Source organism: Streptomyces sp. NPDC058665 (assembly GCF_042714995.1).
Classification (GTDB): Bacteria; Actinomycetota; Actinomycetes; order Streptomycetales; family Streptomycetaceae; genus Streptomyces.
In genome coordinates, this window is sequence record NZ_JBHXRX010000042.1 from 23306 (window position 1) to 42491 (window position 19186).

Genomic DNA, 19186 nt, shown 5'->3' on the forward strand with positions numbered 1-19186 from the left:
CGGGACCGCACTTCGCGCCGGAACGCGTCGACCGCGGCTGAATGTATCTGCCCAACTGCCCTCTGCAACAGGTCAATCGGACGAGAATTATGGGCATGCCACAACACGCAAAGAGGTGAAATGCCGGGCTACCAGGGGCAAGTCGGGCCGGGCAAAGCGCAAGGAACCGCGCAAACAGCGTCCACACTTTGACCGCATCTTGTCGCGAACTCATATGCTCGGGGCACGGTCGCGACACCGGCGGCGGCGGGGCTACCCCGACTCTATCGCGTTCAACCTCATGGAATTGCCCCCTCCACTTCTCTCGCGGAGGGGGCAACGCCGTTCACTGTGCGTGCCGTTCGGCCGGGCGCTGCCGTTCGGCCGGGTGCCGCTGTCCGGCCCCTCGCTCAGCCGCCGGCGACCGCCGGGATGATCGAGATCCCCGCGCCGTCCGGGGTGGCGGTCTCCAGGCCCTGCTCGAAGCGGACGTCGTCGTCGTTCACGTACACGTTGACGAAGCGCCGGAGCTTGCCCTGGTCGTCCAGGACACGGGCGGCGATGCCCGGGTGGTTCGACTCCAGGGACTCGATGACCTGGGAGAGGGTCGTGCCCTCGGCCGGAACCTCGGCCTTTCCGCCGGTGTACGTACGGAGGATGGTGGGGATACGGACGTTCACGCTCATCGGTTTCTGCCTTCCGGGGAGTAGCGGCTTCTTGAGGGGCTCAACGGCTCAACGCGCCAGGCCGGCGGCGCGGAACGCGTCGAGGCTCGGCGGAATCGTCGCGGTCGGCCCCGTCGTCGGCGCGACGGCGTCCAGCGTCTTGAGCCCGTCACCCGTGTTCAGTACGACCGTGGTGAGCGCCGGGTCGAGCAGCCCCGCCTCGATGAGCTTGCGCGTCACACCCACGGTCACCCCGCCCGCCGTCTCGGCGAAGATCCCCTCGGTGCGCGCGAGCAGCTTGATCGCGTCCACGACCTGCTCGTCGTTCACGTCCTCGACGGCGCCGCCCGTGCGGCGGGCGATGTCCAGGACGTACGGGCCGTCGGCCGGGTTGCCGATCGCCAGTGACTTGGCGATGGTGTTCGGCTTCTGCGGCCGTACGACATCGTGGCCCGCCTTGAAGGCGACCGAGACCGGAGAACAGCCCTCGGCCTGCGCGCCGAAGATCTTGTACGGCTTCTCCTCGACCAGGCCGAGCGCGATCAGCTCCTTGAGCCCCTTGTCGATCTTCGTCAGCTGCGAGCCGGACGCGACGGGGATGACGAGCTGGTCGGGCAGCTCCCAGCCGAGCTGCTCGCAGATCTCGTACGCGAGGGTCTTGGAGCCCTCGCCGTAGTACGGGCGGAGGTTGACGTTGACGAAGCCCCAGCCCTCGCCCAGCGGGTCCCCGATGAGCTCGGAGCAGAAGCGATTGACGTCGTCGTAGTTGCCCTCGATACCGACGAGTTCGCCGCCGTAGATCGCGGCCATGACGACCTTGCCCTGCTCCAGGTCGTGCGGGATGAAGACGCAGGAGCGGAGGCCGGCACGGGCCGCGGCGGCGCCGACGGCGCCCGCGAGGTTGCCGGTGGAGGAGCAGGAGAGCGTGGTGAAGCCGAAGGCGCGGGCGGCCTCGACGGCGATGGCGACGACGCGGTCCTTGAAGGAGTGCGTCGGGTTGCCGGAGTCGTCCTTCACGTACAGGCCGCCGGTGACACCCAGCTCACGGGCGAGGTTGTCGGCCTTGACGAGCTTGGTGAAGCCGGGGTTGATGTTCGGCTTCGACGCGACGTCGGCGGGGACGGGCAGCAGCGGCGCGTAGCGCCAGATGTTGTCGGGGCCCGCGGCGATTCGCTTCTTCAGGCCTTCGGGGTCGCCCACCGGGAGGTCGTAGGCTACTTCGAGGGGGCCGAAACAGCTCTGACAGGCGAAGATCGGGCCGAGCTCGAAGCGCTCCCCGCATTCGCGGCACGAGAGGGCGGCGGCGGGTCCGAGGTCGACAGCGCCGGAAGTGTTCTGCTGGACGGTCTGCACAGCCATGAAGGCGAGGCCCTTTCCTCATCTTCCTCGCGACGCATCTCGCCGCGAGACGGAATTGGCACCTTCCCCACCGTGACCTCGCGGTCGGCGGGAGGGTTGCCGGGGCTTCAACGGGCCGTTCCCTCTGCCCCTCTGGATGAGCGGTATTCGATTGTCGGCGTCCTGACCCCCGACATGCGACGGTCATTCGCGTTGTTCAAGACTGTAACCGAACCCCTGGACGGTTGAGACCTTCGTCCGATCCGCGAGATGGAGATCACGTGCTGCGAGAAGTGGAGCGCTGGCTGGCCCGGCGGTCCTGGCCTGCGGCGGAGCGGCCGGTCGACCGGCTGGCCGGCGCCAAGCAGGGAGCGCGGGTCAGCGTGGTGCTCCCGGCTCTGAACGAGGAGGCGACGGTCGGCTCGATCGTGTCGGTGATCCGGCGTGAACTGATGGCCGGTCCGGCGCCGCTCGTCGACGAACTGGTCGTGATCGACTCGGGCTCGACCGACCGTACGGGAGAGTTCGCGGCGGCGGCCGGGGCACGGGTGGTGCACCGGGACGACATACTGCCGAGGCTGCCGGCGGTGCCCGGCAAGGGCGAGGTGCTGTGGCGCTCGCTGCTGGTGACGAGCGGCGACATCGTCTGTTTCGTGGACGCGGATCTGAGGGATTTCTCGGCGCGGTTCGTGTCGGGGACGGTGGGGCCGCTGCTCACCGATCCGGACGTGCAGTTCGTGAAGGCGATGTACGACCGCCCGCTCGGCGACGAGCCGGGGCAGGGCGGCCGGGTGACGGAGCTGGTGGCGCGTCCGCTGCTGAATCTGCACTGGCCGCTGCTGGCGGGCTTCGTGCAGCCGCTGGGCGGTGAGTACGCGGTACGGCGCTCGCTGCTGGAGCGGCTGCCGTTCCCCGTGGGGTACGGGGTGGAGCTGGGGCTGCTGGTGGACGCGCTGCACACGGTGGGGCTCGACGCGCTCGGCCAGGTCGACGTCGGGGCGCGCAGGCACCGGCACCAGGACGGGCAGGCGCTGGGGCGGATGGCGGCGGCGATCTACCGGACGGCGCAGCTGCGGCTGTCGCGGGGGCATCTGGTGCGGCCGGAGCTGACGCAGTTCGAGCGGGGCAAGGGGGGCTTCGAGGCGCGTACGTACGCGGTGGACACCGAGGAGCGGCCACCGATGCGGGAGATCGCGGAGTACGCGGCGCGCCGCGCGGCCTAGCCGTCGGGTTCGTATGATCTAAGTATCGATTTGCCTATATTGCCCGGTATGTCGATGACTGTGATGAGCGCGTTGCCCGCGACGACCGCCATGAGCGCGATGGCCGTTTCGGCCCTGACCTCTGAACAACTCTGGTTGTTGGGTGGCATGGCCCTCGCCCTCGTCGGCGCGGGGGTGGTGGCGGTGGCGGCAGTCCATGGGAGGGGCAGGGGCCGTGGCTGATCCACGCCGACCTGAAACCGTACGTTTGAGCGTTTCCGCGAAGGGCTAGGTTTCGCCACATGGTCTCCGAGATGGTCCCCGAGCCGCCCGCCCAGGTCCTTGTCGCTTCCAATCGCGGTCCCGTCTCGTACAAGCTCGGTGAGGACGGCGCCCTGACCGCCGGGCGCGGCGGCGGAGGCCTTGTCTCCGGGCTCTCGGCCATCGGCCCCGACACGAACGCCGTGTGGGTCTGCGCGGCCCTCGGCGACGGCGACCGCGAGGCGGTCCGGCGCACCGGCGGCCGGCTGGACACCGCCGACACGGGCGGACAGCGCGTCAGGATGCTCGGGATCCCGCCGGATGTGTACGCGGACGCGTACAACGGCGTCGCGAACTCCACGCTCTGGTTCGTCCACCACCTGCTCTACCAGACACCGCTGGAGCCGGCCTTCGGCAGCGGGTTCCGGGCGCAGTGGGCGTCGTACGAGGCGTACAACCGCGCGTTCGCGGAGGCCCTGGCCGACGAGGCGGGCGACGGTGCGGCCGTCCTGATCCAGGACTACCACCTGGCCCTGGTGCCCGGCATGCTGCGGGCGCTCCGCCCCGACCTGCGGATCGGGCACTTCTCGCACACGCCGTGGGCGCCGGTGGACTACTTCCGGCTGCTGCCCGACGACGTCGCGCGCCAGCTGCTGCGCGGCATCCTCGGCGCGGACCGCGCCGCGTTCCTGACCCACCGCTGGGCCGACGCGTTCACCGCGTGCTGTACGGAACTGCTGGGCGGTACGGGCAAGACACGGATCGGCGTGCACGGTCTGGGCGCGGACGCGGACTTCCTGCGCGAGCGCGCGAACCGGCCCGACGTGGACGAGCGCCTCGCCGAGCTTCGCGAGCAGATCGGCGGGACCGCCGACGCGCCCCGCAGGACGATCGTGCGCGTGGACCGCACGGAGTTGTCGAAGAACATCGTGCGGGGCCTGCACGCGTACCGGCAGCTGCTGACCGAACGGCCGGAGTGGCGCGAGCGGGTCACGCACGTGGCGTTCGCCTATCCGTCCCGGCAGGACCTCGCGGTCTACCGCGACTACACGGCGCGGGTCCAGGAAGTGGCCGACGAGATCAACTCCGAGTTCGGGACGCCCGGTTGGACACCGGTGGTACTGCACGTCAAGGACGACTTCGCGCGCTCGCTCGCCGCGTACCGCCTGGCGGACGTGGCGCTGGTAAACCCGATCCGCGACGGCATGAACCTGGTCGCGAAGGAGATCCCGGTCGTCTCCGAGAACGGGTGCGCGCTGGTGCTGTCGCGGGAGGCGGGCGCGTACGAGGAGCTGGGCGAGGACGCGCTGGTGGTGAACCCGTACGACGTGACGGCCACGGCGGCGGCGCTGCACGAGGCCCTGACGATGGACGACGACGACCGCACGGCACGCACGAAGCGCCTGGCCGCCGCCGCGACGGCGCTGCCGCCGCAGCGGTGGTTCCTGGACCAGCTTGACGCGCTGGTGAGCGGCTGAGCGGGCAGAGCGGCTGGGCAGAGCGGCGCGGCGTTTGCGCCGCCCGTCAGAGGCGGGCCGCCACCGACGCGAGGAAACCGACCAGCGCGCCAGGGCCCGGCAGCACCAGGTCGGCCTGGTCGGCGAGTTCGGGGACGTCCCCCGTACCGCTGCACAGCAGCAGACCCGGACAGCCCTGCGCGCGCAGGGCGTTGACCGCGGCGAAGGCCGGGAGGTCGCCCAGGTCGTCGCCGCCGTAGACGACCGTCTCGGCGCCGGCCTCGCGGACGTACTCCTGAAGGGCCACGCCCTTGTCCACGCCGGGCGGGCGCAACTCCAGGACCATACGGCCCGGTTCGAGCACCAGGCCGTGCCGGGCCGCCAGGTCGGCGAGGGGTCCGCGCAGGGCGTCGAAGGCCCCTTGCGGGTCGGCGGCCCTGCGGGTGTGGACGGCGACCGCCCGGCCCTTCTCCTCGATCCACGTACCGCTCCAGGACGCGAACTGTTCGAGGAGCCGCGGGAGTTCGTCACGGGCGGCGGCGACCCCGGGGTGCGGCGGCGGGGCGGTCACGGTGCCGCTGACCGCGTCCCAGCGCTCGGCGCCGTAGTGGCCGAGCACCACGAGGTGTTCCAGGCCCGGTACGCCGGCGAAGCCGCCGTACCGCACCGCGACAGCGGCCGGGCGGCCGGTGATCACCGCGACCGAGGCGACGTGCGGGGCGAGAGCGACGAGCGCGGGGACCGCGCCGGGGTGGGCGCGGGCGCTCTCTGGGTCGGGGACGATGTCGGCGAGCGTGCCGTCGAAGTCGAGCGCGACGACGGCTTTCCCTGGCCGGGCGAGAAGCGCGGCCAGGCCTTCGGCGCCGGCGGAGGTGACGGGGGTCGGCAGGGGGTGCGAGTGGCTGCCCATGCTCCGAGCCTATCCGCGCCGGGCCGCCGGGGGGCGGCGAAAGACACCGCTCAGCGGCGGGCGCGGCGGGCGTCCCTGATCCGGCGCAGACGGTTGACGGTCACCGGGTCGTGAGCGAGGGCCAGCGGATCGTCGATGAGCACGCCCAGCAGCTGGTAGTAGCGGGTCGGCGAGATGCCCAGCCGCTCCCGGATGTCGCGCTCCTTGGCGCCGGGGCCGGGCCACGAGCGGGCCTCCACGGCGAGGACGGCCCGGTCCCGCTCGGTCAGTTCGGGCTCGGGCTCGGGCTCGGTCAGTTCTGGCTCCGGCTCGGGCTGCGGCTGGGGCTCGGGAGTAGGCGCGGGCGGTGTCATTGGGGTGACACGCTACTCGGACTTCTCCGCCGTGGTCGCGTCCCGGCCGATCCTCGCCAGGATCTCGGACGGCACCGCGCCGGGCTGCACCGCCTTGCCGATGTTCTTCTTGATGTCCTCGCTGACACCCGCCCACGACGTCTTGCCGAACGGATACAGCTCCGAGGTGGGCAGCGCCTCCAGGAACTTCCGCAGCTCCTTGTGCTCGGTGTCCGCCACCATCGTCTCGGACGCGCTGTAGGTGACGGGCAGGAGGTCGTACTGCCCGACGAAGTCCATCACGTTCTTGTCCTCGAAGGTGAAGTCGAGGAATCTGCCGGCCTCTTTGCGGTGCCCGGCCTGCTTGAAGGCCATGATCCAGTCGGCGACACCCATCGTGGACTTGGACTTGCCGGTGGCGCCCGGCAGCGGCACCATCCCGACCTGGACGCCGGCCTTCTCGGCCTCCTGCATCATCGTCGGGTGCCCGTTGAGCATGCCGACCTTGCCGCTGGTGAACGCCTTGAAGGCGTCGGCGCGGTCCAGTTCACCGGGCGGTACGGGACCGGTGAGGCCCTTGCCGACCAGCTCCGTCTGGAGCCACTCGAAGGTCTTGATGTTCGGCTCGGAGTCGAGCGCGTACGAGTCGTCGACCGTGTCCGTGTAGCCGCCGCCACCGCTGAGCATCCACATCATGGTCTCGGCCTGTGCCTCCTCGGCGCCGAGCGGGAGGGCGAACGGGGTCGGTACGCCCTGCTCCTTGAGCGCCTCGGCGTCCGACTTGATGTCGGCCCAGTTCTGCGGCGCCGAGAGACCGGCCTCCGCGAAGAGGCCCTTGTTGTAGAAGAGCAGCCGGGTGCTGGCGACGAACGGCATTCCGTACTGGGTCTGTTCGACCTTTCCGGCGTCGGCGAAGCGGGAGAGGAAGTTCGCCTGGGTGGGGATGGAGAGCAGCTCGTCCGCGCTGTAGAGCTCTTCCTTCTTCACGTAGTCGGCGTAGGCGCCGATCTGCGCGATGTCGGGGGCCTCGCCCTCCCTGACCATCTTCGCCACATCGGCGTCGACGGTCTTCCAGGAACGGACATCGATGTCGACCTTGATGCCCGGGTTGTCGGCCTCGAACTCCTTGGCCAGGCTGTTCCAGTACTTCTCCGAGCTGTTGGCGGGGCTGTTGCCGTAGTCCGCCGCGACAACTTTCAGGGTGATGTCACCTGATCCGCCGGAGCTGCCGCAGCCGCTCAGCGCCATTGTCATGCCCAATGCGGCTATCGCCGCGGAAGTCCTGAGGAAGCGCTGCTGCACAGCCTTTTCCCACCCTTGTTTTCGCTCGGCCGTCTGCACGGCGTTTCCCACCCAGTCGGTCCCCCGTGACGTCCTGCGTTGACGAGCTGCGATTTTCCACGATGCGCTGCCGGAGGTCTACGCCGGCCTTGTATCGCTTCGGCAACTTCTTTGCCAGAAGGGTTTGATGAAGGCTTTGTATGGACTGGCAACAATCCACCACAGTGGACTAGACCTTTCCCGGGTCTTCGCGCGAGAATGCGTTTGTGAGACACGTCATCGCCCTGGATGTGGGCGGCACCGGAATGAAGGCCGCCCTGGTCGGGACGGACGGCGCGCTGCTGTACGAGGCGCGCCGGGCCACCGGCAGGGAGCGCGGCCCCGACGCGATCGTCGAGTCCATCCTGGGCTTCGCGGCGGATCTGCGCGCCCATGGCATCGAGCACTTCGGCGAGGGCGCGGTCGCCGCCGGGGTCGCGGTACCGGGCATCGTCGACGCCGAGCGCGGCACAGCTGTGTACGCGGCGAACCTCGGCTGGCGTGACGTACCGCTGCGGGATCTGCTCGGCGCGCGCCTCGGCGGCGTACCGGTCGCCCTCGGACACGACGTACGCACCGGCGGGCTCGCCGAGGGGCGGATCGGCGCGGGCAGGGGCGCGGACCGGTTCTTCTTCGTACCGCTCGGCACCGGTATCGCGGGTGCCATCGGCATCGACGGCACCATCGAGGCCGGCGCGCACGGCTACGCGGGTGAGATCGGGCATGTCGTGGTCCGGCCCGACGGACCCGTGTGCGGCTGCGGGCAGACCGGCTGCATGGAGACCATCGCGTCGGCGGCGGCCGTGACCCGGGCATGGGCCGCGGCCAGCGGCGATCCCGAGGCGGACGCGGCCGACTGCGCGAAGGCGGTGGCCTCCGGCGACCCGAGGGCCGTGGCGGTCTGGGCGGACGCGGTCGACGCGCTCGCCGCCGGGCTGGTCACCGCGCTCACCCTGCTCGACCCCCGAAGGCTGATCATCGGTGGCGGTCTCGCCGAGGCCGGGGAAACGTTGTTCACACCCCTGAGGGCCGCGGTCGAGGAGCGGGTCACGTTCCAGAAGCTGCCCGAGATCGTCCCGGCGGCCCTCGGGGACACCGCCGGATGCCTGGGCGCGGGCCTGCTCGCCTGGGATCTACTCTCCACGGAGGTATCCGCCTGATGGCCGCACGCGCCGAAAGCACTGTTCTCGCCGGCGCCCGGGTGGTGCTGCCGACCGGGGTGGTGGAGAACGGACGGGTGAGAGTCGAGGGCGGACGGATCACCGAGGCGGGACCGACGGGCTCCGTGAGCGGGGCGGCCTCTGTGGGAGGGGACGCCGGGGCGCTCGATCTGCGCGGCCACTGGGTGGTGCCCGGCTTCGTCGACATGCACAACCACGGCGGCGGCGGCGCGTCCTTCACCTCGGGCGACGCGGACGCCGTCCTCAAGGGCGTACGTACGCACCAGGAGCACGGCACCACCACGCTCGTCGCCTCCACGGTCACCGGCGAGATGGACTTCCTGGCCCAGCGTGCCGGATTCCTCTCCGAACTGGTCGAGCAGGGCGACCTCGCCGGAATCCACTTCGAGGGGCCGTTCATCTCGCCGTGCCGCAAGGGCGCGCACAGCGAGGAGCTGCTGCGCGACCCGGACCCGGCCGAGGTGCGCAAGCTCCTCGACGCGGCCCGCGGCACGGCCAGGATGGTGACCCTCGCCACCGAACTGCCGGGCGGCATCGACTCCGTACGGCTGCTGGCCGAGCACGGCGTGATCGCCGCGATCGGGCACACGGACGCGACGTACGAGCAGACCGTCGAGGCCATCGAGGCGGGCGCGACCGTCGCGACGCACCTGTTCAACGCGATGCCGCCGCTCGGCCACCGCGCGCCGGGACCGATCGCCGCGCTGATGGAGGACGAGCGGATCACCGTCGAGCTGATCAACGACGGCACGCATCTGCATCCGGCGGCGCTGGAGCTGGCGTTCCACCGCGCGGGCGCGGACCGGGTCGCGTTCATCACGGACGCGATGGACGCGGCCGGTTTCGGCGACGGGGTCTACCAGCTCGGCCCGCTGGAGGTCGAGGTCAAGGACGGCGTCGCGCGGCTCGCGGTGGGCGGGTCGATCGCGGGCTCCACGCTCACCCTGGACACGGCGTTCAGACGCGCGGTGACGGTCGACCGGCTGCCGGTCACCGACATCGTGCGCGCGATCTCCGCGAACCCGGCGAAGCTGCTGGGCGTGTACGACCGGGTGGGCTCACTGGAACCGGGCAAGAACGCCGACCTGGTGATCCTGGACGGGGACTTCACGGTCGCCGGGGTGCTGCGCAGGGGCGAATGGGTGGTCAAGCCCCAGCTGGGTTAGGTCCTGCCGGGATCGCCTGGCGCCCGCGATCGCAAGGCGGACGAGGGAGTTATGGCGGAGTCATGGCGACCGACGACAACGGAGAGGCACCGCCCGTCCCCCCTAGGGGGTGTCCGGAAAGTAGCGTCATCCGCCCAACGGGCGGGGTTCACGGCGGCCGGCGCCCGCGATCGCAAGGCGGGGATCGCCCTCGTACCGGACGTACGTGGGCGACCCGACAACGCGGGGGGCGCCTCCCGTGCCCGGAGGGCTAGGGAAGGGCGCGCTTGGCAACGGGGCGTCAGCCGCTCCGGAGCGGGCGCGAACCGGACGGGGCTGTACGGGTCCGGGGCCGGTGCGTCGTGCGGCTCGTCGGGAGTTCGCGCGGGTGTTCGGGGGCGGCCCCTCCTCCGGACGCTTCGCGTTTGGCATGATCAGGTCCGGAACGGAGCGGGCAGGCGGGCCGGCTCCCCGACGTATCCCGGAGGGAGGGCACGGCGCATGATCCTCACCGTCACCCTCAACACCGCCCTCGACATCACCTACCGGACCCCCGCACTGACCCCGCACACCACCAACCGCGTCGCCGAGGTCTCCGAGCGGCCCGGCGGCAAGGGCGTCAACGTCGCCCGTGTGCTGTCGGCGCTCGGCCACGAGACCGTCGTGACCGGATTCGCCGGCGGCCGGACGGGGGACGCGGTGCGCGAACTGCTCGCCGCCGACGGCCCGACCGACGCGCTCGTGGCCATCGAGGGCACCACACGCCGCACCATCGCCGTCGTTGACGAGGCGACCGGCGACACGACGCAGCTGAACGAGCCCGGCCCGACCGTCACACCCGCCGAGTGGGCCGCGTTCCTCGCCTCCTACGAAGGGCTCGTCGCCCGCGCCGACGCCGTGGCGCTCTGCGGCAGCCTGCCGCCCGGCATCCACGTCGGCGCGTACGCCGAACTGGTCCGCGCCGCGCGGGCGGCCGGGCGGCCCGTCCTGCTCGACACCAGCGGCGAACCGCTGCGCCGGGGCATCGCCGCCCGCCCCGACCTCGTGAAGCCCAACGCCGACGAACTCGCGCAGCTCACCGGCTCGCGCGAGCCGGTCCGTGCGACCCGTGACGCGCGCAGGCGCGGCGGCCGGGCCGTGATCGCCTCGCTCGGCCCAGCCGGGATGTTCGCCGCGACGCCGGACGGCGCGTGGCGGGCGACCCCGCCGAGGACCGTGCGGGGCAACCCGACGGGCGCGGGCGACTCGGCCGTGGCCGGGCTGCTGTCGGGTCTGGTGGAGGGCCTGCCGTGGCCCGAGCGGCTCACGAGGGCGGTCGCGCTGTCGACGGCGACGGTCCTCGCGCCGGCGGCGGGCGAGTTCGACCGGGAGGCGTACGCGGACCTGTTGCGACAGGTCGAAGTGACCGAAGTGTCCGAGCAGTCCGAGCAGCCGGGGCAGGGGCCGCATGCCACTCGTCAGCACCGCTGAACTCGTCTCGGCAGCCGCTGCCGGTACGGCCTCGCCCGCCGACGCGGGCCAACGCCCGTACGGCGTCGCCGCGTTCAACGTCATCACCCTGGAGCACGCCGAGGCCATCGCCGCCGGCGCCGAACGCGCGGGCCGCCCCGCGATCCTCCAGATCTCCGAGAACGCGGTGAATTTCCACGGCGGCCGGCTCACGGCCGTCGCCGCCGCCACCGCCGCCGTCGCGCGCGCCTCGGACGCCCCGCTCGCGCTCCACCTCGACCACGTCGAATCGGCCGAGCTGCTGCGCGCGGCCGACGGCGAGGGCTTCGGTTCGGTGATGTTCGACGCGTCGAGACTGGCCTACGACGAGAACGTCGCCGCCACGGCGGAGGCGGTCGCCTGGGGCCATGCGCGCGGCATCTGGGTCGAGGCGGAGCTGGGCAAGGTCGGTGGCAAGGACGGCGAGCCCGCGCTGGGCGCCCACGCGCCCGGCGTCCGTACGGACCCGGCCGAGGCCGCCGCGTACGTACGCGCCACGGGCGTCGACGCGCTGGCCGTCGCCGTCGGCTCCTCGCACGCGATGACCGACCGCACGGCGGCCCTGGACCACGACCTGATCGGCGCGCTGCGCCGGACCGTCCCCGTACCGCTGGTGCTGCACGGCTCGTCGGGCGTCCCCGACGCGGAGATCCGGCGGGCGGTCGCGGCGGGCATGGTCAAGATCAATGTCGGTACGGCGCTGAACACGGCCTTCACGGGCGCGGTCCGCGCCTTCCTGGCGGCCGACCCGAGCACGGTCGACCCCCGGAAATACCTCGTCCCGGCTCGCGAGGCGATGACCGGGACGGTGGCGGCGTTCCTGAAAGTGATCGCCGGATGAGCCGGGGCGCCGCGGGGGCGCTGGCTCACCGGCGCGGGCTCAGCCCTTCGACTGGCCCTGCTCCAGCGAGACCTGGTCGAGGATGGCCTCGCACTTGTCGCCCGCCTCGCACGAGAGCTTCAGCGTGTTGCTGCCCTTGTCGAGGTTGACGTAGGCGTAGGTGGTGGTCCAGCCCTTCTCCCAGTCACCCTCCTTCGCCTTGGCGAAGTTGGACATGTTCACCGAGCGGGGCTTCTCGTCGTTGATCGTGAGCGACGTCTTGGCGTCCTTGCCGGGCACGCCGTAGGTGATGAAGAGCGTGTACTGACCGGCCTCGGGCAGGTCGACCGTCCAACTGGCGGACCCGCCGGGCCCGTTGAACGTCACATACGCGCCGTCCGCGCCCTTCGCACCGGGAATGTCCTTCGCCAGCACCGCAGGCGCCCCGAGCTTGAGCGTCGCCGCGTCCTGCTTCGGCAGCTCGACCGGCTTGTCCTCATCCGGATCCTGGTTGCCGGGTTCCTCGCTGGGAGCCGCCGACTCGCCCGTGGTCGGCCCGTCCGTCGGGCCGCCGTCGGCGTTCTTGCTGTCGTCATCGCCGTTGGTGAGCAGCGCCGCCGTGATTCCGATCACGACGACCGCCACCACGGCGACCGCGCCGATGAGCAGGCCCTTCGTGTTGGGCCCGCCGCCGCTGCCCCGGCCGCCACCGCGCTGGGCGGGAACCGTACGGGTCTGGGCACCGCCGGTCTCGGGCGCCGCGTAGTGCGCGTCGGGTGCCTGGCCGTAGGGGGACTGACCGTACGGTGCCTGGCCGTTCGGCTGCTGGCCCTGCTGCGGTCCTCCGTACTGAGGCTGCTGCCCGTAGGGACCCTGCTGCGGGACCTGGCCGTACTGGCGCTCGCCGACGGTCCTGACCTGGTTGTACGACGTTCTCGGCACACCTGGCTGGGAGGCGGGACCGGGGTAGCCGTAGCCGCCGCGCCGGGCCTGCGCACCGTTCGCCGCCGTCTGTCCGTCCTCGTACAGATAGCCGAACGGATCGTCGTCCTCGGGTGTACTCGCGCCGTTGTTCCCGGCCGTCATCCCTGGGTCACTCCTTACCATCTCGCCAGCGTCGCCGACCGGCCGAGCCTACCTCGATTGGGCAAGCATACGGACGGGCCTTGACGGGAGTGGGCGGTTGCCCGTTCCCACGATGAACTTCCGGGGACATCGGTGGACAGCGGTGATCCGCCGTACAGAGAGATAGGACACGGCGGGCCCCGGCACACCGCCGACGTTATCCCGCCCGGCGGTGGACCTTGCTCCGCGAGCGCTTCTCGATGTACATCCGCTGGTCAGCCGATTTGAGCACTTCCTCGACCGTCATGCCGCAACTCGCCCAGCCGATACCGAAGCTGGCGCCCACGCGGACCGCCCTGCCGTCCACCCTGATCGGCGGGATGATCGCGTTCCGCAGCCGAACCGCCAGGTCAGCGGCGTCCGTCGCGCCAAGCCCGTCGGCCAGGACGACGAACTCGTCACCGCCGAGGCGCGCGACGGTGTCGCCGTCCCGCACACCGGTGTTCAGCCTGCGGGCGACTTCGATGAGGACGGCGTCCCCGGTGTTATGGCCGAAACGGTCATTGATCGACTTGAAACCGTCCAGGTCGCAGAAGAGGACGGCGAGACCCTTGCTGCCGTCGTCGGGGTCGGCGCCCGGCGCGACGGTGTGCACGTGGTGGTCGAGCGGCGCGACTCCGGAGGACCGGTCGAAGCCGTCTCCGTGGAAGGCGCGCTCGCCGGAGGGGTCCGCACCGTACGGCTCATAGGGCTCGTATGGTTCGTAGGCCTCGTACGACTCATAGCCTTCGTAGCCGGCGCCGCCGGGGGGCTGGCCGTAGCCGGCGGCGGGCACAGGCGCGTAGGAGGCGCCGCTGGTTCCGTTGTAGGCCGCGGGACCGGAGCCGTACGGGACAACGCCTCCGTAAGAGGCTTCGTCGTAACCGCCGTTGCCGTTGCCCGCGTTGGGGTCGTACGCGGCGTCGTAACCGCCGAACGCCTTGTCCACGGTCTGTACTGCCGTCTCCCGCACCGAGATCGCGTTGGGCCGCTCACAGAGACGCGCGCTGAGGCGGGCGCGCAGTTCGGCGCTGTTGGGCAGCCCGGTCAGGGAGTCGTGCGAGGCGCGGTGCGCGAGCTGGAGCTCGTTGCGCTTGCGCTCCTCGATGTCCTCGACATGGGTGAGGAGGAAGCGGGGGCCGTCGGTGGTGTCGGCGACGACGGAGTTGCGCAGCGACACCCACACATAGGTGTTGTCCCGCCGCGCGAGGCGCAGTTCGGCGCGCCCGCCCTCGGCGGAGGTACGGAGCAGGGTGCCGATGTCCTCGGGGTGGACGAGGTCGGAGAAGGAGTAGCGGCGGATCGCGGAGGCGGAGCGGCCGAGCAGCCGGCAGAGCGCGTCGTTCGTCCGCAGCAGCCTGCCGTGCTGGTCCCCGCCCATCTCGGCGATGGCCATGCCGCTGGGCGCGTACTCGAAGGCCTGCCGGAAGGACTCCTCGCTGGCGCGCAGCGCCTGCTGCTCACGCTCAAGCCGGACCAGCGCGCGCTGCATGTTTGCTCTGAGGCGGGCGTTGCTTATCGCAATGGCGGCCTGCGAGGCGTACATCTGGAGCGCCTCACGGCCCCAGGGGCCCGGACGGCGTCCGCCGCGCGGGCGGTCGACGGATATGACCCCGAGGAGCTCACGTCCGCCCCCAGAGGCGTACATCGGCGCGTAGAGGCGGTCCTGGGGGTGCCACTCGTCCTCGAAGCGCGGATCGGGTCCCTCGGTGTACCACTGGGGGACGTCGTCCTCCAGCAGGATCCAGCCCTCGGTGTGGGGGATGTACCGCAGCTCGCCCCAGCTCTCGCCCATGCTGAGCCGACGTTCCCAGGAGGCGCGCGCGCCGACGCGGCCGGTGATCAGCGCTTCGGCCGAGGCATCACCGGAGAAGGCCGCGACGACCAGGTCACCGTCGGGCTGTACGAGATTGACGCAGGCCAGCTCGTAGCCCAGACCCTTGACTATGCCGTCGGCAACCGTCTGCAACGTGTCGGCCAGGCTGCGCGCGGTGTTGAGCTCGCCGACAACGTCGTGCAGCTGCCGCAGGGTCGCAAGGCGGACGTACGGCTCCGACTCGGTCTCCATCGTTCGCTCTCCCCGAGACCTCGACAGCAACTCCAGAATTCTCATCGGCTCGCTTGATGCGGTATCCCGGCCACTGAATCACAGCGAGCTGTGCAGTCGGTACACAGGGTCAACAATTCCCAGGCCCTGTGAGCCAAGTCACATGAGGGACAGGAGAGTTGGGTGGGAGCGTGGGAGCGCTCCAGAGGTTTCATGAACGCAAATATCGAGGTCGGAGGACGTACGGCGGGGGCGGGGGCGGAGATGAGGCGGGGGCGGTACGGGGGCAGGTCAGGGGCGCACGAAGGGGGCGCATCGAGGGTCCGCACGACGGCCCGCGGTCGCGGCGAAGCCCGCCGACGCGGTGCCGGATCCGGCCGGGACCTAGGTCCTGGCTGGTCCTGTGGCCCGATGCGGGTATGCCACCGCCGGGGCTAGCGTGGACGACGTGCTGCAGAAGACAACCGCCCCCGGTACCGAGGCCGTCCTTCCCGAGGCCGTCCCCCATCCTGAGGGAGTGAGTAACGACGAGTTCCGTGCCGCGCTCTCCCGGCTCGCCGCCGGGGTGGTGCTGGTCACCGCGTACGACCCGGACGACGGCCCGAACGGCGCCGACGCGGGGATGACGGCCACGTCCTTCATGTCCGTGTCCCTGGACCCACCTCTGGTGGTGGTGAGCCTGCGCACCGGCTCCCGGATGGACGACCTGCTGGACGAGCAGCCGATGTGGGCGGCGTCGATGCTCTCCGAGAAGCAGGTGCAGATCGCGGGCCGCTTCTCCATGAAGGGCCGGATCAGCGACCGGCTGCTCTTCGAGGACATCTCCTACCGACGTGGCGAGGTGAGCGGGGCGCCGCTGATCGACGGGGCGCTGACGGTGCTGGAGTGCCGTACGGAACAGCGGATCGTGACCGGCGACCACACGCTGGTGGTGGGGCGGGTGCTGACGGCGTCGGTGCCGGGCGGGACCGGGGACGCGGGGCCGCTGACGTACTTCCGCGGGAAATACCGGCAGTTGGGGAAGAGCTGAGCGGGGACTGCCGTTGGGGGCGGGGGCTACTTCGGCTGCGGGTGTGGCCAGGGATATGGCTTGCTCTAGGACCAATCCCGGCCGTTGCGCCCGCGCTTCGTCTCCGCGCGCTGCTTCTTCTGGCGCAGCCTGCGCTCGTTGATGCCACGCGGGATCTTCGTGGCCCTGCGCGGCCGGGGCGGCGGTGCCGTCGCCTCCGCGAGGAGCGAGGCCATCCGGACCATGGCCGTCTCACGGTTGCGCCACTGCGAACGGTGTTCGGACGCCCTTACGGTCACGACGCCGCCCACCAGCCGGCTCGCGAGCCGCTCCAGCGCCCGCTCCTTCCACACCTGGGGCAGCGCCTCCGTCTTACCGAGGTCGAAGCGCAGCTCCACCTGCGAGTCGCTGGTGTTGACGTGCTGCCCGCCCGGTCCCGAGGAGCGCGAGAAACGCCACATGAGCTCGGCCTCGGGAAGCGAGACGGAGCCGCGGATGACGTGCGGGGAACCGGACATGTGTCCATGGTCCCGTGTCCGCACAGACAAATCAAAGGCGTTAAGGAACCTCTGAGTCCTCTGTCTGCGTTATGCGGGGTGACGGTAGCTTCGGAGCCGATCGAAGCCCGCACCAGAGTTCGTAGACAACGAAAGGGACCATCCCCATGGCTGTAAGCCTGTCCAAGGGCGGCAACGTCTCGCTGACCAAGGAGGCACCGGGCCTGACAGCCGTCACGGTCGGCCTCGGCTGGGACGTCCGCTCCACCACCGGTACGGACTTCGACCTCGACGCCTCGGCGATCGCGGTCAACGCCACCGGAAAGGTCGTCTCCGACGGTCACTTCGTCTTCTTCAACAACAAGTCGACGCCGGACCAGACCATCGTCCACACCGGTGACAACCGCACCGGCGAGGGCGCGGGCGACGACGAGGCGATCAACGTCAACCTGGCGGGTCTGCCCGCCGACGTCGACAAGATCGTCTTCCCCGTCTCGATCTACGACGCGGAGACCCGCAGCCAGAACTTCGGCCAGGTCCGCAACGCGTACATCCGCATCGTCAACCAGGCGGGTGGCGCCGAGATCGCGCGCTACGACCTGAGCGAGGACGCCGCCACCGAGACCGCGATGGTCTTCGGTGAGCTGTACCGCAACGGGGCCGAGTGGAAGTTCCGCGCCGTCGGCCAGGGTTACGCCTCCGGCCTGTCGGGCATCGCCACGGACTTCGGCGTCAACCTCTGAGTCACCGACGTCCCGGCCGGTGACCGAGTGGGTTCACCGGCCGTGTGAGTGCGAAGGGCCTCCGGCTGCGGCCGGGGGCCTTTGGCGTGTCTTGGCCTGTCCTGGCCTGTCTTGGCGTTGTCTTTCGCGTGCCTTTGGCGTGGGGCAGCGGACGGTGCGGTCCGCGGCACGTCAGTCGCCCGGTCGCGGCGGTTTCCCGGAGCCGTACAGCCAGGTGTCCCAGAGAGCCGTCAGATCGCGGTCCGTCCGCTTCTGGGCGAAGGCGGTGAAGTCGGCGGTGGAGGCGTTGCCGTGCCGGTACGCCCGCGCCCAGCCGCGTACGAGCGCGAAGAACTCGTCGTCGCCGACCGCCCGCCGGAGCTGATGCAGCACCATCGCGCCACGCCCGTAGACCGGCCGCCCCAAGAGCTGGGCTGCGTTCGGCGGCTTGGCCGGCGGGAAGCCCCAGTTCTCCGGGTCGTCGTACGCCCGGTCGAAACTGGTCTTCGCCGGGACCCGGTTCATGGACTCGGCCCAGAGCCACTCGGCGTACTCCGCGAAGCCCTCGTTGAGCCACATGTCCCGCCAGGACTTGGGGGTCACGGAGTTGCCGAACCACTGGTGGGCCAGCTCGTGGACAAGGATCTCGACCCCGTTGGGGCTGGGGAGGAACGGCCTGTTCTGGGTCTCCAGGTTGTAGTCGGCGTCCTCGGGACGCCCGATGATCACGCCGGCGGAGGAGAACGGATAGGGGCCGAAGGTCTTCTCGCCCCACTCGACGACCGCCGGAATCCGCTTGCGCAGACTCTCGCCCGCGTCGGCCACGGCCGGATCGACGGCGGTGTGGATCTGGATGCCCGCCCGGCTCGACGTGCGCGCCCGTGAGGTCTTGGTCCGGTACGGGCCGACGGCGACCGTCGCGAGATAGCTCGCCATCGGTTCGGCACAGTGCCAACTGAAGGCGGTACGGCCGCCGACCGTCCGCTCCCTTACCAACTCTCCGTTGGAGATGGCCTGTTGGCCCTTCGGCACGGTGACCTTGATGTCGTACGCCGCCTTGTCGCTCGGATGATGGTTGCCGGGGAACCAGGCCATCGAACCCCTCGGCTCGCCCAGCGCGACGGAACGCTTCCCCGACCGCAGCCAGCCCTCCCGTACCCCGTCGCCGTCGAGCATGGTCCGGGGGACACCGGAGTAGCGGACGACCGTACGGAAGGTGGCACCGCGCCCGATGGCCGTGTGCGGCACCAGCGTCAGCTCCGCGCCGGCGCGCCGTACCCGGGCCGGCTCGCCGTCGACGGTCACGCGGCCGACGGTCAGCCCGGCGAGGTCGAGGTTGAACGAGCTGAGCCGCTGCCCGGCACGGGCGGTGATCCGGGCGGTGGCGTCGAGGCGGCCGGTGGAGGGGGTGTAGTCGAGGGTCAGGCCGTAGTGCGTGACGTCGTAACCGCCGTTGCCGAGCTCGGGGAAGTACGGGTCACCGAGGCCGGCGGCGCCCGGAGTGGCGGGACCGGACGGGCCGGCCGACTCGCTCTGTCCCTCGCAGGCCGTGAGGCCGCCGAGGACGGGGGCGAGGATCAGAAGGGCGGCTGCGAGGGGGGTGGCGGCGGTGCGGGGCGGGCGCCGCGCGGGTGGGCGCTGCCGCCGGCGCGGGCTCTGGTCCTGGTGCACGCGGTGATCGTAGGCCGCGCTCGCCCCGCTCCCCGGCG

At 71.0% G+C, this 19186-nt stretch carries 18 protein-coding genes and 1 riboswitch; of the genes, 9 read left to right on the forward strand and 9 right to left on the reverse strand.

Features of this window, described 5'->3' with window-relative positions:
* Window positions 1-389: 389 nt before the first annotated feature.
* Together ACFWV8_RS25230 and thrC are read right to left on the reverse strand one after the other, a co-directional pair.
* Window positions 390-665: a ubiquitin-like small modifier protein 1 gene (locus ACFWV8_RS25230; RefSeq protein ID WP_189110058.1), complete on the reverse strand. Its 276-nt coding sequence runs from the start codon at window positions 663-665 to the stop codon at window positions 390-392.
* A gap of 48 nt (window positions 666-713) precedes the next feature.
* Window positions 714-2003 (reverse strand): threonine synthase, encoded by a 1290-nt coding sequence (thrC, locus tag ACFWV8_RS25235; protein WP_384207474.1) that lies wholly within the window; start codon window positions 2001-2003, stop codon window positions 714-716.
* A gap of 15 nt (window positions 2004-2018) precedes the next feature.
* Window positions 2019-2146: riboswitch (SAM riboswitch) on the reverse strand.
* A gap of 117 nt (window positions 2147-2263) precedes the next feature.
* On the opposite strand from thrC, the gene ACFWV8_RS25240 reads away from it, so the two are divergent.
* Genes ACFWV8_RS25240 through ACFWV8_RS25250 form a run of 3 tightly spaced genes read left to right on the forward strand, consistent with a single transcriptional unit; the run spans window position 2264 to window position 4923 of the window.
* The gene (locus tag ACFWV8_RS25240) at window positions 2264-3205 is read left to right on the forward strand and encodes a glucosyl-3-phosphoglycerate synthase (RefSeq protein ID WP_384207477.1); all 942 of its coding nucleotides are present in this window, start codon (window positions 2264-2266) and stop codon (window positions 3203-3205) included.
* 48 nt (window positions 3206-3253) lie between these two features.
* Entirely contained in the window at window positions 3254-3427 is a 174-nt protein-coding gene (locus ACFWV8_RS25245; RefSeq protein ID WP_384207480.1) for a hypothetical protein, read from the forward strand.
* Window positions 3428-3486: 59 nt separating this feature from the next.
* Window positions 3487-4923, forward strand: a complete 1437-nt coding sequence (locus ACFWV8_RS25250; RefSeq protein ID WP_384207485.1) for a trehalose-6-phosphate synthase — start codon at window positions 3487-3489, stop codon at window positions 4921-4923.
* A 46-nt stretch (window positions 4924-4969) separates the two neighbouring features.
* On the opposite strand, the gene otsB is transcribed toward ACFWV8_RS25250, so the two are convergent.
* Genes otsB through ACFWV8_RS25265 form a run of 3 tightly spaced genes read right to left on the reverse strand, consistent with a single transcriptional unit; the run spans window position 4970 to window position 7398 of the window.
* Window positions 4970-5812, reverse strand: a complete 843-nt coding sequence (gene otsB, locus ACFWV8_RS25255) for a trehalose-phosphatase (protein WP_384207488.1) — start codon at window positions 5810-5812, stop codon at window positions 4970-4972.
* 50 nt (window positions 5813-5862) lie between these two features.
* Complete coding sequence (locus ACFWV8_RS25260; protein WP_384207492.1) at window positions 5863-6165, reverse strand: DUF3263 domain-containing protein; 303 nt, start codon at window positions 6163-6165, stop codon at window positions 5863-5865.
* 12 nt (window positions 6166-6177) lie between these two features.
* The gene (locus ACFWV8_RS25265; RefSeq protein WP_384207496.1) at window positions 6178-7398 is read right to left on the reverse strand and encodes an extracellular solute-binding protein; all 1221 of its coding nucleotides are present in this window, start codon (window positions 7396-7398) and stop codon (window positions 6178-6180) included.
* Between the two features lie 332 nt (window positions 7399-7730).
* On the opposite strand from ACFWV8_RS25265, the gene ACFWV8_RS25270 reads away from it, so the two are divergent.
* From ACFWV8_RS25270 to ACFWV8_RS25285, 4 genes are all read left to right on the forward strand, one after another.
* Window positions 7731-8624: an ROK family protein gene (locus tag ACFWV8_RS25270; protein ID WP_384207698.1), complete on the forward strand. Its 894-nt coding sequence runs from the start codon at window positions 7731-7733 to the stop codon at window positions 8622-8624.
* Window positions 8624-9811, forward strand: coding sequence for an N-acetylglucosamine-6-phosphate deacetylase (gene nagA / locus ACFWV8_RS25275; protein ID WP_384207500.1), 1188 nt, complete (start codon window positions 8624-8626; stop codon window positions 9809-9811). The genes ACFWV8_RS25270 and nagA overlap by 1 nt, the downstream gene beginning before the upstream one ends.
* A 480-nt stretch (window positions 9812-10291) precedes the next feature.
* Window positions 10292-11260 (forward strand): 1-phosphofructokinase family hexose kinase, encoded by a 969-nt coding sequence (locus ACFWV8_RS25280; protein WP_384207505.1) that lies wholly within the window; start codon window positions 10292-10294, stop codon window positions 11258-11260.
* A complete protein-coding gene (locus tag ACFWV8_RS25285) occupies window positions 11238-12119 on the forward strand; it encodes a ketose-bisphosphate aldolase (protein ID WP_384207512.1) in 882 nt (293 codons plus the stop codon). Before ACFWV8_RS25280 ends, ACFWV8_RS25285 begins: the two co-directional genes overlap by 23 nt.
* A gap of 39 nt (window positions 12120-12158) precedes the next feature.
* Here the strand turns inward: ACFWV8_RS25285 and ACFWV8_RS25290 are convergent, their stop codons facing one another.
* Both ACFWV8_RS25290 and cdgB read right to left on the reverse strand, forming a co-directional pair.
* Window positions 12159-13184: a carbohydrate-binding protein gene (locus ACFWV8_RS25290; protein ID WP_384207518.1), complete on the reverse strand. Its 1026-nt coding sequence runs from the start codon at window positions 13182-13184 to the stop codon at window positions 12159-12161.
* A gap of 196 nt (window positions 13185-13380) precedes the next feature.
* Window positions 13381-15270 (reverse strand): diguanylate cyclase CdgB, encoded by a 1890-nt coding sequence (cdgB, locus tag ACFWV8_RS25295; protein WP_384207524.1) that lies wholly within the window; start codon window positions 15268-15270, stop codon window positions 13381-13383.
* 430 nt (window positions 15271-15700) lie between these two features.
* Here cdgB and ACFWV8_RS25300 point away from each other — a divergent pair, with 430 nt between their 5' ends.
* On the forward strand, window positions 15701-16279 hold the full coding sequence (locus ACFWV8_RS25300; RefSeq protein ID WP_384207704.1) for a flavin reductase family protein: 579 nt from the start codon (window positions 15701-15703) through the stop codon (window positions 16277-16279).
* Window positions 16280-16344: 65 nt separating this feature from the next.
* Here ACFWV8_RS25300 and arfB read toward each other — a convergent pair whose 3' ends face one another.
* Window positions 16345-16776 (reverse strand): alternative ribosome rescue aminoacyl-tRNA hydrolase ArfB, encoded by a 432-nt coding sequence (arfB, locus tag ACFWV8_RS25305; protein WP_329386093.1) that lies wholly within the window; start codon window positions 16774-16776, stop codon window positions 16345-16347.
* A gap of 146 nt (window positions 16777-16922) precedes the next feature.
* Between arfB and ACFWV8_RS25310 the strand changes: the two genes are divergently transcribed.
* Window positions 16923-17498: a TerD family protein gene (locus ACFWV8_RS25310; protein ID WP_384207536.1), complete on the forward strand. Its 576-nt coding sequence runs from the start codon at window positions 16923-16925 to the stop codon at window positions 17496-17498.
* A 171-nt stretch (window positions 17499-17669) separates the two neighbouring features.
* Here the strand turns inward: ACFWV8_RS25310 and ACFWV8_RS25315 are convergent, their stop codons facing one another.
* Entirely contained in the window at window positions 17670-19148 is a 1479-nt protein-coding gene (locus ACFWV8_RS25315; RefSeq protein ID WP_384207540.1) for a M1 family metallopeptidase, read from the reverse strand.
* Between the last annotated feature and the right edge of the window lie 38 nt (window positions 19149-19186).

Excerpts from the sequence above, each read along its gene's own strand:
- ACFWV8_RS25285 (WP_384207512.1), top strand. The coding sequence starts at position 11,238 with ATGCCACTCGTCAGCACCGCTGAACTCGTCTCGGCAGCCGCTGCCGGT.
- ACFWV8_RS25310 (WP_384207536.1), top strand. The coding sequence starts at position 16,923 with ATGGCTGTAAGCCTGTCCAAGGGCGGCAACGTCTCGCTGACCAAGGAG.
- ACFWV8_RS25290 (WP_384207518.1), bottom strand. The coding sequence starts at position 13,184 with ATGACGGCCGGGAACAACGGCGCGAGTACACCCGAGGACGACGATCCG.
- ACFWV8_RS25280 (WP_384207505.1), top strand. The coding sequence starts at position 10,292 with ATGATCCTCACCGTCACCCTCAACACCGCCCTCGACATCACCTACCGG.
- arfB (WP_329386093.1), bottom strand. The coding sequence starts at position 16,776 with ATGTCCGGTTCCCCGCACGTCATCCGCGGCTCCGTCTCGCTTCCCGAG.
- ACFWV8_RS25250 (WP_384207485.1), top strand. The coding sequence starts at position 3,487 with ATGGTCTCCGAGATGGTCCCCGAGCCGCCCGCCCAGGTCCTTGTCGCT.
- nagA (WP_384207500.1), top strand. The coding sequence starts at position 8,624 with ATGGCCGCACGCGCCGAAAGCACTGTTCTCGCCGGCGCCCGGGTGGTG.
- ACFWV8_RS25245 (WP_384207480.1), top strand. The coding sequence starts at position 3,254 with ATGTCGATGACTGTGATGAGCGCGTTGCCCGCGACGACCGCCATGAGC.
- ACFWV8_RS25270 (WP_384207698.1), top strand. The coding sequence starts at position 7,731 with ATGAAGGCCGCCCTGGTCGGGACGGACGGCGCGCTGCTGTACGAGGCG.
- ACFWV8_RS25230 (WP_189110058.1), bottom strand. The coding sequence starts at position 665 with ATGAGCGTGAACGTCCGTATCCCCACCATCCTCCGTACGTACACCGGC.
- ACFWV8_RS25260 (WP_384207492.1), bottom strand. The coding sequence starts at position 6,165 with ATGACACCGCCCGCGCCTACTCCCGAGCCCCAGCCGCAGCCCGAGCCG.
- thrC (WP_384207474.1), bottom strand. The coding sequence starts at position 2,003 with ATGGCTGTGCAGACCGTCCAGCAGAACACTTCCGGCGCTGTCGACCTC.
- otsB (WP_384207488.1), bottom strand. The coding sequence starts at position 5,812 with ATGGGCAGCCACTCGCACCCCCTGCCGACCCCCGTCACCTCCGCCGGC.
- cdgB (WP_384207524.1), bottom strand. The coding sequence starts at position 15,270 with ATGGAGACCGAGTCGGAGCCGTACGTCCGCCTTGCGACCCTGCGGCAG.
- ACFWV8_RS25265 (WP_384207496.1), bottom strand. The coding sequence starts at position 7,398 with ATGACAATGGCGCTGAGCGGCTGCGGCAGCTCCGGCGGATCAGGTGAC.